The sequence below is a fragment of the Staphylococcus sp. OJ82 genome, from assembly GCF_000294465.1.
Taxonomy (GTDB): Bacteria; Bacillota; Bacilli; order Staphylococcales; family Staphylococcaceae; genus Staphylococcus; species Staphylococcus equorum.
Genome location: NZ_ALPU01000010.1, coordinates 616643 through 630586 on the forward strand (window position 1 = coordinate 616643; position 13944 = coordinate 630586).

Genomic DNA, 13944 nt, shown 5'->3' on the forward strand with positions numbered 1-13944 from the left:
AACTATCTTTTGTAATATTTCGATTTGTGTAATATTTCAATATTTTCAAAATTAAGCTTTATAACGCATTAAATCAGATGTTATAACTTTTCCAAAACTTAATTAGATTAATTTTATATTACAAATCAGTAAAAAGTAAACCACTCCTCCAAAAGTCGTATTATAATAGATATTAAATTATATAGTTAAAGGGGCAGTTTAATGACTAAGAAAAAGTTTACTTATAAAGTACCGTCGATGGTAGCACTAACGTTAGCAGGTACAGCTTTAACATCTCATCAAGCACAAGCTGCAGATGACGTACAAAATAAATCTACAAACGAGAATGTGTTAGATGATAAGAATACACTTAAACAAAGTGAACAAATCAAATCTGAAGTTAGTAAACCTACCGCTAATATTTCAGGTACACAATCATACCAAGACCCTACACAAGTTGAACAGACCTTAGCAAACGAAGTTAACACTTACGATGCAGAATTAGATGAGTTGAACTCTGAGCAAACACCAAGTCAAGATACATACAATCCACAAATTTCAGGTCAAGAAGACCAAGCGAACACGCAATCTGAAGCTAATGAAGTAACTGAAAACAATCAGGATTCTGAAGATGCTCAAAGTATTGAACAAGAGCCCGCTCAAAACAATACTTCTTCTGACCTAAACCAGCAAGATTCCGAAGAGACTCAACAATCTGTAGAAGATACTTCTAATCAAAATATTCAACACAACGAAGGCAATTCAACTGATGATACAACTACTGCAGTTGATAACAGTCAAGCTGTTGAAAATGCGCAAACTACTGAACAAAATACAGCTCAAGACAACACTTCTTCTGACGTAAACGAACAAAGTTCTGAAGATGCTCAACAGTCTGAAGAAAATACTAATGTTCAAAATAATGAAGATAAGTCAACTGATGATACAACCACTCCAATTAATAACAATCAAACTGTTGAAAATACGCAAGCTACTGAACAAAATACAGCTCAAGACAACACTTCTTCTGATGTAAACGAACAAAATTCTGAAGATACTAAAGCTACTAAAGAAGACACTTCTAATAAAGATGTTCAAGACAATCAAGCTACTCAAAATTCTGAACAAAATAAAGAGGACAACACTTCTTCTGACGTAAGTGAACAAGATTCTGAAGATGCTAAAGCTACTGAAGAAGACGCTTCTAATGAAGACGTTCAAGATGATGAAACTAATCAATCTACTGAACAAAATAAAGAGGACAACACTTCTTCTGATGTAAACGAACAAAATTCTGAAGATACTAAAGCTATTGAAGAAGACGCTTCTAATAAAGACGTTCAAGACGATCAAGCTAATCAAAATTCTGAACAAAATAAAGAGGACAATACTTCTTCTGACGTAAACGAACAGAATCCTGAAGATACTAAAGCTACTGAAGAAGACGTTTCTAATAAAGTCGTTCAAGATGATGAAACTAATCAATCTACTGAACAAAATAAAGAGGATAACACTTCTTCTGACGTAAACGAACAGAATCCTGAAGATGCTAAAGTTACTGAAGAAGACGCTTCTAATGAAGACGTTCAAGATGATGAAACTAATCAATCTACTGAACAAAATAAAGAGGATAACACTTCTTCTGACGTAAACGAACAGAATCCTGAGGATGCTAAAGCTACTGAAGAAGATGCTTCTAATGAAGACGTTCAAGATGGTGAAGATGCTAAAACTTCTGAAGATAATAAAGTAGACGACTCTTCTGACGTAAACGAACAGAATTCTGAAGATGCTAAAGCTACTGAAGAAGACGCTTCTAATGAAGACGTTCAAGATGATGAAACTAATCAATCTACTGAACAAAATAAAGAGGACAACACTTCTTCTGACGTAAGTGAACAAAATTCTGAAGATGCTAAAGCTACTGAAGAAGATGCTTCTAATGAAGACGTTCAAGATGGTGAAGATGCTAAAACTTCTGAAGATAATAAAATAGACGACTCTTCTGACGTAAACGAACAGAATTCTGAAGATGCTAAAGCTACTGAAGATAATAAAGTAGATGACTCTTCTGACGTAAGTGAACAAGATTCTGAAGATACTCAACAATCTGAAGAAGACGCTTCTAATGAAGACGTTCAAGATGATGAAGATGCTAAAACTACTGAAGATAATAAAGTAGATGACTCTTCTGACGTAAGTGAACAAAGCACAAGCGAAGATAGTAAGGCAACATCAACTGCGACAGCAGTTGCAACTAAGCCTAGTACGCCAAGTACTACTGCGACAACGGTAAGTACAGAAGCTACTCCTAAATTAAGAGTAGCATCCACTAATGTAAATAATACGCTTTCAACGCGTTCTGCAATAACAAGAGAAGCAGGCACAACAAGTTCTCTACCAGCATATAGTCCACAAGTGAGTTCATCACTTAATAACTATATTCGTAACAATAACTTCCAAGCTCCAAATTATGAACAAGATATTGCAAGTTATTTACCGCAATATAATTATCGTTATGGTAAACCAGAAGGTATCGTTTTACACGAAACTGCAAATGATAACTCAACTATTACTGGTGAAATTAACTACATGAAGAATAATTATAATAGTGCTTTTGTTCATGCATATATTGACGGTAATCGTATTATTGAAACTGCAAATACTGACTATCTTGCTTGGGGCGCTGGTCCAGCTGCAAACGATCGATTTATTCATGTTGAGTTAGTTCATACACATGATTATGATTCATTTGCACGTTCAATTAACAATTATGCTGATTATGCAGCGACAAACTTACAATATTATGGTCTTTCACCAGATAGTGCTGAGTACGATGGACAAGGTACAGTTTGGACTCACCAAGCCGTTAGTACTTTCCTAGGTGGTTCTAATCATACGGACCCTCATGGTTACTTAGCTTCATATAACTACAGTTATGATGAATTATATGACCTAATCTATGAAAAATATTTAATTAAAACTGGTCAAGTAGCACCTTGGGGAGCAACGTCTTCAGGTAGTACTAGTGGAAAAGACGAATCTACAAATACAGATGGTTCTAGCAATACTGGTGGCTCAGGTAGTACAGGTGGTTCTAGTAACACTGGTAGTACTGTTACCCCACCAAAAACAGGTTCATTAACAGTAGAAGCTAATAATGGTGTTGGCCGTATTAATACTACGAATGATGGCTTATATGCAACAGTTTACGACCACCAAGGTAAAAAAACTGATCGTACAAATCAAACACTAAAAGTTACAAAATCAGCCAAAATAGGCAACGAAAATTTCTATTTGGTAACTGATTATAATAAAGGGAACTTAATTGGTTGGGTTCACCAAAATGATGTGGATTATAATACAGCTAAACCTGTTACTGCGATAAACAAAACTTATAATATTAAACCAGGCGAAATTTTATATACAGTCCCTTGGGGTACTAGCTCTCAAAAAGCTGGAACTGTTTCAGGTAACGCTAACCAAACATTTAAAGCAACGAAACAACAACAAATTGGTAAAACAAACTATGTTTATGGCTCTGTAAATGATTTATCTGGTTGGGTAAGTTTAAGTAAGTTGTCTTCACCAAGTTCAACTGTTGCCCCACCTGCAAATACAGGTCAATTATCAGTAACTAATCTTACTAACCAACAAGGTACTGTAGCCAAAACAAATCATGGTGTCTACACTTCAGTTTACGACAAACAAGGTGTACAAAAACCATATGTGAATGGCAATACTTATAAATTAAGTAAAAAAGCTACACTTGGAAGTAATAGTTTCTACTTAATAACAGATAACAAAACGAATAGTAATATAGGTTGGATGCAAACCGGTGATATTACAGTTAATGAAGCTGCTACTAAAAATACAGCAAACCCAACTCAATCAGTAAGTAAAATTGGTCAATTAAATAATACAAATTCTGGTATTAAGACTAAAGTTAATGATACAAAAGCCAAAGATGCATCTAAATTATCAGGCCGTACATTTAACATTACAAAACAACGTACACAAGACGATAACACTTACGTATTAATTCAAAATTCTAACCAAAACACACCATTAGGTTGGGTTAATACAAAAGACATCAATACACGTGATTTAAGTAAAACATCTGCTAAAAATGGTCAATTCACAGTTAAATCTACAAATAATGGACTTTATGCAGTACCTTGGGGTACAAAAGCTCAACAATTAGATTCATTAAAAAATGTGAAAAACAATCAATTTAATGCTTCTAAATCAGTTAAAGTAGATAAAGATGAATACGTGTACGGTAATGTTAATAACAAGACTGGATGGATTGCAGCTAAAGATTTAAATACAAATACAAATAATAAAGTTGCAACCGAAACTCAAAAATCTGGCGTAACTAAATCGGCAGTTACACCTTATAAATTTGATTATGTTATTTATAATGCTGATGGTAGTTATTACTTAGATCCAACTTCTAATCAACCAGCAGGCTCATTAAATGATTTCTATGAAAGTATCTTTACAGTATTCGAGACACAAGTTATCAATGGTGTGACTTGGTATCACGGTAAACTATCTAATGGCCAAATGGTTTGGATTAAAGAAGAAGACTTACGCAAAGAATTAATCAAATATTATCAATCTGGTCTAACGCTAGATGAAGCTGTTGCAATTCAAGCAGGTTTAAAAACCAAACCTCAAATTCAACACACACCAGGTAAATGGGAAGATGCTACACCTATCGAAATAAAAAATGCTATGGATACTGGTAAATTAGCACAAGACCCTACTCAAAAATATCAATTCTTACGTTTAGATAAATCTCAAGATATTGCTTCAGCAGATTTAGATAAACTTTTAGTTGGTAAAGGCATTTTAGAAGGTCAAGGCGAAGCATTCAGTGAAGCAGCTAAGGCTTACAATATAAATGAAGTTTATTTAATCTCACATGCCCTATTAGAAACAGGCGATGGTACTTCAAAACTTGCTAACGGTGGCGATGTAGTAGATGATAAAGTCGTAACAGATGGTCCAAACAAATATTATAATATGTTTGGTATCGGAGCAGTTGATAACGATGCAGTTAAACAAGGTTTCGCTACTGCCAAATCTAACGGTTGGGATACAGTTAAAAAAGCAATCGTTGGTGGCGCTAAATTCATCTCAAGTTCATACATCAGCCAAGGTCAAAATACACTTTATAAAATGCGTTGGAACCCTGAAAATCCAGGTGAACATCAATACGCAACTGACGTAAGATGGGCAGAGCACAATGCCACACGTATTAAAGGATTCTATGATTCAATGGGTAAATTAGGTAAATATTTTGATGTAAATACTTATAAAGCTTAATTTACACCTACAATACTATATTTTCTTTTATACAATTAAAATAAGAGTACATGATCACTCAACAGATATTTTCTATGAGTGAAACATGTACTCTTAAATTTTTATTTATTGGTGCTTTCTTATAAATTAATCAGCCCTAATAATCTAACGTAAATAAGCATGACGAACGTTTAATTTATATAGCAAATGGTTTAAGTCTTCTATATCTTGTGAAGTTAAATTTTGGCAACGCGCTTCAATTAAAGCTACCCTTACCTCATTAATTTGTTGTACGAGTTCCTTTGTCTTATCCGTTACCATTAAATCTTTACATCTCAAATCTTTATTAGATTGTTTACTAGTTATGTAACCCATTTGGCAAAGTTTTTTTATCCAACGTGATACAATTGATTGTTCTTTATTAATTTTCATAGTTAAGTCATATTGAGATAAAACTTCATAATTGTATAAAATTCTTAACATTTCTAATTGCTCTGAAGTTAAATCTGTACGTTGGCCAAACCTTCTACTTACTAAGTTCAAATCGTTACTCGTCAGTGTAATTAATTGTTCTAGTTGTTTGTACATGTTGCTTCATCTCCACTATGTTAATTTACTTGTTACTACCAATCAAATGACACTATTATATTTCTTAATATTATAATGTCATTCTACATAATATACAATAATAAAATACAAATCGATCTATTTTGTTGCATTTCTCATATGATTTATAATAAATTAGTATCAGTGATTATAAAATTCACCCGGCACTTTTAAAGGAGAAAAAGCATGGCACAATTAAAAAAGAGAGATTACTTTTTTGACAATGCAAGAGCAATATTGATTTTTCTTGTTGTCTTTGGGCATTTATTACAACCTTACAATGAATCGAGTACATATCTATCGTCGTTGTACTTAACAATATACAGCTTTCATATGCCAGCATTTTTATTTATTTCTGGTTACTTTGCAAAAAAAGCAGGAGAAGCTGGTTATTTAGAAAAAGTCTCTAAAAAACTATTAATACCTTATATTATTTTCTTTGTTTTTTTCTCTATATACTATTATTTAACTGGTAAAGAAGATAGCGTTCAATTCGATCCTTTCGATCCAGTGTTCGCACTTTGGTTTTTACTTACATTATTCTTCTTTCATGTGATTTTAGTAATTGTTAAAGACTATAAACCTTATTTTGTCTTACCAATAGCAATCATTTTTTCATTATTTGCTGGTTATTCTGACAATATTGATAATTATTTGAGTTTTTCAAGAACGATTATGTTCTTTCCGATATTTTATTTAGGTTATTTATTTACAAGTAAACATACTCAAATTTTACGAAATAAAAAGTTCGTCCCTATTGCTTTTATAATTTTAGTGACTTTCTATATAATCTATACCATTCATCCAATCAATTCAGACTGGTTGTTAGGTGATTCGCCATATATGTCATTAGAAGGGAAACAAGATCTTTACAGTCCGTTCAAAAGATTACTCCTTTATTTTATTATTTTAGCAACAATGTTTTCTTTCTTGAATTTAATACCTGAAAAAGAAAAATTCTTTACTTATATAGGACGTAGAACAATGCATATCTATTTATTACATGGTCTTGTAATCGGAGTGGTTCGTGGTTTCGGTCTTCATCCGTTTAAAGATGAAATATCTGTTTTAACTTATATTTATCTTTTAAGTGCAACATGTTTCATTGTTTATATTTTATCGACACGTTTTGTATCAAAATGGACAAACCCAGTTATTAATTTGCAGTCACCTTCTAAATTCAAAGGTTAATAAAAGCTTTTACCGAATTGTATTTATTTTAAATATGTTATGATAGAAATAATTTGATGATATCTATTAATCATACATATAAAAATACAATTCGGTATTTTTAATCTCGAGGTGAAATAATCAATGAAACTTTCTTTAAACAATAATACTAAATATTTAAGTGCACCAAGCATACGTCAATTTTCAAGTCGTATTAAGAACATTGATAACTGTATCAATTTAACAATTGGCCAACCAGATTTTCCTATGCCAGATGTAGTTAAATCTGCATATATTAATGCGATAAATGAAGATCAAACAACCTATTCGCATAATAAAGGATTATTTGAAACAAGAAACGCTGTAAGTGAATATTTTGAGCAACGCTATCATTTTAAGTATAGTACTGAAGAAATTATTATTACTAATGGCGCTAGTGAAGCTTTAGATACAGCATTACGAAGTATTATTAATCAAGGCGATGAAATTATTGTTCCTGGCCCTATTTATGCAGGATACATTCCTTTAATTAAAACACTGGGTGGCGTTCCAATTTTCATAGATACAACTCAGTCTCAGTATAAAATCACTCCTGAGGCCATAGAAGCTCATATTACGAACAATACAAAAGCAATATTACTTAACTATCCAACTAACCCTACTGGCGTCATATTATCGTATGATGAGGTTCAAGCAATCACTGAGACCTTGAAAGATAAAGAGATATTCATAATTAGTGATGAAATTTATGCTGAAAACACATTTAGTGGAAAACATACTTCTTTTGCAGAATTTGATGCTATCCGCGATCAACTTTTACTCGTAGGTGGTTTAAGTAAATCACATTCTGCAACTGGTATCCGTATTGGATTTTTAATTGGACCTGAGTACTTAATTGAAAAGTTAACATTTATGCATGCTTATAATTGTATTTGTGCAAATGTACCAGCACAAATTGCTTGTATTGCTGCTTTAAATGAAGGCTTAGAAGCACCACAATATATGAATAAAGCTTATATTGAACGTCGTGATTTTTTAATTCAAAAATTAGAGTCTCTCGGATTTGAACTTGATGCTAAGCCAGAAGGTGCTTTTTATATCTTCCCTAGCATCAAAAAATTTACTGATGACGATTTTGAATTTTGTATTAATGTACTTGAAAAAGCACATGTAGCAATGGTACCAGGTTCAGCTTTTACTGATTTAGGTAAAGGTCATGTACGTATATCCTATGCTTATGAACTTGACGCCTTAAAAGAAGGTATGAGAAGACTTGAAGAATTTCTTAAGGAATACTATCAACAATAATTTTTTATTATAGACACAAAAGCACCCGCTAAATGTTGAATTATCTTCAATGTTTAGCGGGTGCTTTATATTTATAAATCTTCATTTTTCTTAAAAACATTTTTCTCAGCAAACGCTTTTAAAATTTGATAATAAGTAACTGACTCTTCACCTTCCATATCAAATTGTTGAATAACATCTTCGGAGATTTTGCTGAATTCTTCTTTAAGTTTCAAACCTTTTTCTGTTAATCTCACTTTAACTCTACGTTCATCTTCTTCTGTTCTGATTCGATTAATTAGGTCTTTTTTTTCTAAACGTTTAATTATAGGGCTTATAGTACCAGAATCTAAATAGAGTTCATCACATAACGTTTTAATATAAACATTTTTATCGTTTTCAATATAAAGTAATACAATATAGTTAGGAAAGCTGATATCATACTGTTTTAAGTAGCGATTAAAACGATTTACAACTTCTTTACTCGTAATATAAAATAAGTAGCACATTTCTTTTCGTATTTGGTCGTTAGCGTCTGATGCCATTGTTCTCCCTCATTTCTTTTCATTATAATATTTATATATTTTTAAATTATAGTCAAATATATTATAAGTATTAAAAGAGTTTTTTAAACAACGTATTTCCAACTATAAATTGATACACTATCTTATTTTCATATAAAAATAAAATCTATGTAATGATTCCAGTTATTCATCTTTTTTATTCTTTTACTATGGGCAAAATCACTGAATAAAGTCACAATAATGTACCGAAATCATATCTTAGATAATTCCGTATAAGGATACATAGTAAAATCGAAGTTGTACTTGCGCAAAAGCGCAAAAAAATGTCGACAAAGTCTGATACTTTGTCGACATTTTATGTTAACCTCTCAATAACGGTTAATATAATAATTCCTTACGGGAATTTAGGGAATTGGTCAAAATCAGGATCACGTTTTTCTTTAAACGCATCTCTACCTTCTTTTGCTTCATCCGTTGTATAGTAAAGTAATGTTGCATCTCCAGCCATTTGTTGAAGTCCAGCTAAGCCATCTGTATCTGCGTTCATAGCAGCTTTTAGGAATCTTAAAGCAGTTGGTGAATGTTTCTTAATGTCTTCACACCATCTAACAGTTTCATCTTCTACTTCGTCTAGTGGTACTACTGTATTAACTAATCCCATATCTAGTGCTTCTTGTGCATTATATTGGCGACATAAATACCAAATTTCACGCGCTTTTTTATGCCCTACTATACGTGCTAAATAACCAGAACCGTAACCTGCATCAAATGACCCTACTTTCGGTCCAGTTTGGCCAAAGATAGCATTATCAGCAGCAATTGTTAAATCACATACAACATTTAATACATTACCGCCACCTACTGCATAACCTCTTACCATTGCGATAACTGGTTTTGGAATTACACGAATAAGTCTTTGTAAATCTAATACGTTTAAACGAGGAACTTGATCTTCACCTACATAGCCACCGTGGCCACGTACTGACTGATCTCCACCAGAACAAAATGCTTTATCTCCCTCACCTGTTAAAATAATAACAGCAACACGTTGATCATCACGTGCTTTAGTAAATGCATCCATCATTTCTTGTACCGTGTTTGGTGTAAAAGCATTACGAACTTCAGGTCGATTAATTGTTACTTTAGCGATTCCATCGTAATATTCATACTTAATCTCTTTATATTCTTTAATTGTTTCCCACTGTCTAGTCATTTTGCTCCTCCTTTTGAATAAAACCTAATACTATTCTATCAAATTCTGCCATTTCTTCCACATGAACAGTATGACCACTCTGTGCTATTTCAAAAAGTTCAGTCTTCGGTATAATTGAAACTATCTTTTGAGCAATTTCACAAAATTTACCATCTAAATTTCCAACAATAATACATGTTGGGATTTGTATTTGATTCAATTCCGACCATAAATTAGGCATTTTTCCAGTACCATAATCTCTCAACGCTTTTGCTAATCTAGATGCGTCTTGACGCATTCTCATGTTACGAATACTTAATTTAGTAATCTTATCTAAGTCATGTTGTGTATAAAATAGTGGCAGTTTTTCCCAATCATTAACAAAAACTTCTAATCCTGCAATTTCTAATACTCGGGCACGTGCATAATCAACTTGTTGCCTTTCTATCTGTGCTGTTCTATCTTCAATGCCTGGGGACGTACTTTCCAAGACAAGACCCGTCAATGTAGTGTTGCCATGAATTGCATGATACAACGCTATTCTACCACCCATTGAATAGCCATGTAAAAATAATTGATATGCACTAAACACTTCTAGCGTTTCATCTAACTGTTGGCTAATAAAAGGAAAGTCCCACTCTCGATGAAATGGAGATTCATCTGCACCATGTCCAGGCAAGTCAATAGTCACGATATTTACGCTTTCTTTCAATATGTGAATATGGTTATCAAATGCCTGTTGATCACTAATAAAGCCGTGTAGCATCACTAATAATTGATTAGTTGATTGATTCGCTCGATGAAATTTATAATGTAACATTGATAATATCACTCAACTTTTTATAGAGTTTAAGATGTTGTTGTAGGTTATCTTCTCTATACGTCATAATTTCATAAATATGTGCGCCAAATTTGGATAACTCAGTGTACTTAAATGCTTCAATAGATTCAAATCGTTTAAATGTAAAGTCGTAAAGTAGCGCAGTATGTTCAAAATCCAATCCAGTTGGTGTTCCAAATAACCTTTCGAAATATGCATCGGCTGTATCTTTCTGTGGTAAATAGGAAAAGATTCCTCCACCATCATTATTTAATAGCACGATATTCAAATTGATGTCATTTAATTTAGACATGAGCAAGCCATTCATATCATGATAAAAGGCTAAATCGCCAATTAACAATGTCACTTTCTTGTGTACCGCCATACCTAATGCTGTTGAAGTAACACCATCAATACCATTAGCGCCACGATTTGAAAAGACTGCTGCTTCACAGTCTATAAATAAATTATCTACATCTCGAATTGGCATACTATTACTCACAAATAATGCATCATCTGTTGTTAATTTGTCTAGTACATTTGCTACGTAGGCCGCTTCATCTGTCGCAGTTCTTACATAATCTTTAATTTCAACTTTGGCATGTTTCTCTAATGATTGCCATTTTTCTAACCATTGCTTACGTTCAACTGTAGTTGTCTCAGATAATTGTCTAAAGAAATCATTTGCAGACATCTCGTAAGAAACATGAGGTGTTATTGGAAATGCATCTGGTCTATCGTTATTCTGCACTAATATTTGAAATGCCTTCGTATCTTTTAACCATTGATTTATTTTTTTAGAAATAACTGGTTTACCTACTCTAATTATAAAGTCAACATCTACTTCTAATCCGGCTCTAAATAATAAGTCATATGTCGTTATAACATTAGGATGATGCTCACGACGTAGTTGACTTAATGGGTCAGCAAGTATAGGCATATCATGTATCGTCGCAAATGTGAGTATTTGATCTACATCTTGATGCTGCATATCACCAACGATAATAAGTCCTTTGCGTTTTTTAACAATTACATTTATTTCATTGAGACTCGTCGTTTTTTGATAATGTGGCATAATCTTCGTATCTGAAGTTAACCATTCAACTTTTTCTAAATCAGGTGTCAGCGGCTCTCTAAATGGCAAATTCAGATGAATTGGACCTCGATGCGGGCCATATAAATACTGACTCGCTTTTTGTAATTGGAATTTAACTGTATTCGTCATAAAGTCTTGGTCACCATTACTATCAGCAATAGGGAAATCAAATTGATATTGTGTATAATTTGCAAACATATTTGTTTGATCTATTGCTTGTGGTGCCCCAATACCTCTGAGTTCATGTGGACGATCACTTGTTAATACCACTAGTGGTAAATGACTCAAGCTACTTTCAGAAATGGCTGGTGTATAATTCGCGGCAGCACTACCAGATGTACAAAGAATAGCAACTGGTCGCTCACTACCTTTCATTAACCCCATCGCAAAGAAAGCAGCACTACGTTCATCTGGATGAATCCAAGATTTCATTTTAGGATGTGCCTCAATTGCAATTGCCATTGGTGTTGAACGAGACCCTGGACTTATCACTATTTCTCTTATTCCGTATGCATATAATTCTGAAACAAAAGTAAATACCTGTTTTGTTAATGCAGTTGTATGGTTATTCATATTTCTCGACTCCTAAAGCTTTCATCATTGGGCTAAATTTAACAGCAGTCTCTTCTACTTCACTATCCGCATCAGAATCACTTACAATCCCACAACCAGCAAATAATGTTGCCTGATTTTTCTTAATCAACATAGATCTAATTGCAACAATAAATTCACAATTATCATACATGTCAATATAGCCAACTGGCGCGCCATAAAGCCCACGTGTTCCAAACTCATTTTGTTCAATATATTCAATTGCTTCCTCTTTAGGATAACCTCCAAGCGCCGGCGTCGGATGAAGATTATCTAATAAACCAATATAAGATTTGCTAATCAATTGTCCTTTAATTTTCGTATATAAGTGATACAAATGATCATTTGTTAAAATTTGCGGTTTTTTATTGTATGTAATATCTTCAACATACAATTCAATGTCATTCAATATACTGTCTACGACAAAACGATGTTCATTTAAGTTTTTTTCATCGTTTAAAAATGCATTTATATTTTCATTATCCACATCATCTTGGTGGGTACGTTTAATCGTACCTGCAACTGCTTTGGTAGATAGTATTTCATCATTAATTTCCATTAACTGTTCAGGTGTTTGTGAAAAGAATACACTGTCTTGTGATTCTAATACAAATAAGTAACTATTATGTTCACCTAGTGTTGCTTGGTTTAAGATATAAGGGATGTTTATGTTTTTATCAAACATAATCAATCGTTTTCTTGCAAGCACAATTTTTTTATTTTCGTCTAATATATCTATTGTATCTTTAACTAAATCACGCCACTCATCTTTATAAATATCCTCAATGCGCTTAATTTCACCTTTTTCAAAATTTGGGCTAACATTCTCTTGAGTTAACTTATCTATAATCGATAAAAATGAGTCAATTTCAAATTGATCTGCTTTTACAGTATAGGTAATATACGTGTTTCCTTCTTCCATAGTTACCAATACTTCAGGTAATATAAAATGATTAATACCAAATTCACGCCACTCATCTCCAGATTTATGTGTTGAAAATTGGAATCCACCACATATCTTTAAATGATGTCGTTCTGAATTTGGATGAATTAAATCAATATCACTTTTATATTTTTCCCATTCTCGGAAAATAGATTGTTTACTTTCAAAGTCATTTTTAAATCTTTTAATAGCATGATAGCCAAAGAATGAAGTTTCGTTGTCATTTTTTTTAAAATAAAAACGGTCTCCTGCACTGTCTTCCGTAACATGGAATAATACAGTAGGATCTAATTCATAATTTAATTTTGCTTCTACAGAAACCCAAGTATGATTACTTTCGTATACCGCTTCGACAATTTCACTTTCCTTGACGTCCAAAGTCATCTATTTCACTTCTTTCATTTATCAGTTTGCACTCATTAT

General features: G+C 32.8%; 9 protein-coding genes. 3 read left to right on the top strand and 6 right to left on the bottom strand.

Features of this window, described 5'->3' with window-relative positions:
- Nucleotides 1–201: 201 nt before the first annotated feature.
- Nucleotides 202–5313, top strand: coding sequence for a GW dipeptide domain-containing protein (locus SOJ_RS10360; RefSeq protein WP_002508049.1), 5112 nt, complete (start codon nt 202–204; stop codon nt 5311–5313).
- A 144-nt stretch (nt 5314–5457) separates the two neighbouring features.
- On the opposite strand, the gene SOJ_RS10365 is transcribed toward SOJ_RS10360, so the two are convergent.
- Nucleotides 5458–5880: a MarR family transcriptional regulator gene (locus SOJ_RS10365; RefSeq protein WP_002508050.1), complete on the bottom strand. Its 423-nt coding sequence runs from the start codon at nt 5878–5880 to the stop codon at nt 5458–5460.
- A 204-nt stretch (nt 5881–6084) separates the two neighbouring features.
- On the opposite strand from SOJ_RS10365, the gene SOJ_RS10370 reads away from it, so the two are divergent.
- Together SOJ_RS10370 and SOJ_RS10375 are read left to right on the top strand one after the other, a co-directional pair.
- Complete coding sequence (locus tag SOJ_RS10370) at nt 6085–7089, top strand: acyltransferase family protein (protein ID WP_002508051.1); 1005 nt, start codon at nt 6085–6087, stop codon at nt 7087–7089.
- Between the two features lie 123 nt (nt 7090–7212).
- Complete coding sequence (locus SOJ_RS10375) at nt 7213–8376, top strand: aminotransferase class I/II-fold pyridoxal phosphate-dependent enzyme (RefSeq protein ID WP_002508052.1); 1164 nt, start codon at nt 7213–7215, stop codon at nt 8374–8376.
- Nucleotides 8377–8447: 71 nt separating this feature from the next.
- Here the strand turns inward: SOJ_RS10375 and SOJ_RS10380 are convergent, their stop codons facing one another.
- The 5 genes from SOJ_RS10380 to SOJ_RS10400 all read right to left on the bottom strand — a co-directional run bounded on the left by SOJ_RS10380 (nt 8448) and on the right by SOJ_RS10400 (nt 13905).
- Entirely contained in the window at nt 8448–8900 is a 453-nt protein-coding gene (locus SOJ_RS10380; RefSeq protein WP_002508053.1) for a MarR family winged helix-turn-helix transcriptional regulator, read from the bottom strand.
- Between the two features lie 373 nt (nt 8901–9273).
- Nucleotides 9274–10092 carry a 1,4-dihydroxy-2-naphthoyl-CoA synthase gene (gene menB / locus SOJ_RS10385; RefSeq protein ID WP_002508054.1) on the bottom strand — a complete coding sequence of 273 codons (819 nt, stop codon included), beginning with the start codon at nt 10090–10092 and terminating at the stop codon, nt 9274–9276.
- Nucleotides 10085–10891, bottom strand: coding sequence for a 2-succinyl-6-hydroxy-2,4-cyclohexadiene-1-carboxylate synthase (gene menH, locus SOJ_RS10390; protein ID WP_002508055.1), 807 nt, complete (start codon nt 10889–10891; stop codon nt 10085–10087). The genes menB and menH overlap by 8 nt, the downstream gene beginning before the upstream one ends.
- Nucleotides 10878–12560 (bottom strand): 2-succinyl-5-enolpyruvyl-6-hydroxy-3-cyclohexene-1-carboxylic-acid synthase, encoded by a 1683-nt coding sequence (menD, locus tag SOJ_RS10395; protein WP_002508056.1) that lies wholly within the window; start codon nt 12558–12560, stop codon nt 10878–10880. The genes menH and menD overlap by 14 nt, the downstream gene beginning before the upstream one ends.
- Complete coding sequence (locus SOJ_RS10400; RefSeq protein ID WP_002508057.1) at nt 12553–13905, bottom strand: isochorismate synthase; 1353 nt, start codon at nt 13903–13905, stop codon at nt 12553–12555. The genes menD and SOJ_RS10400 overlap by 8 nt, the downstream gene beginning before the upstream one ends.
- Between the last annotated feature and the right edge of the window lie 39 nt (nt 13906–13944).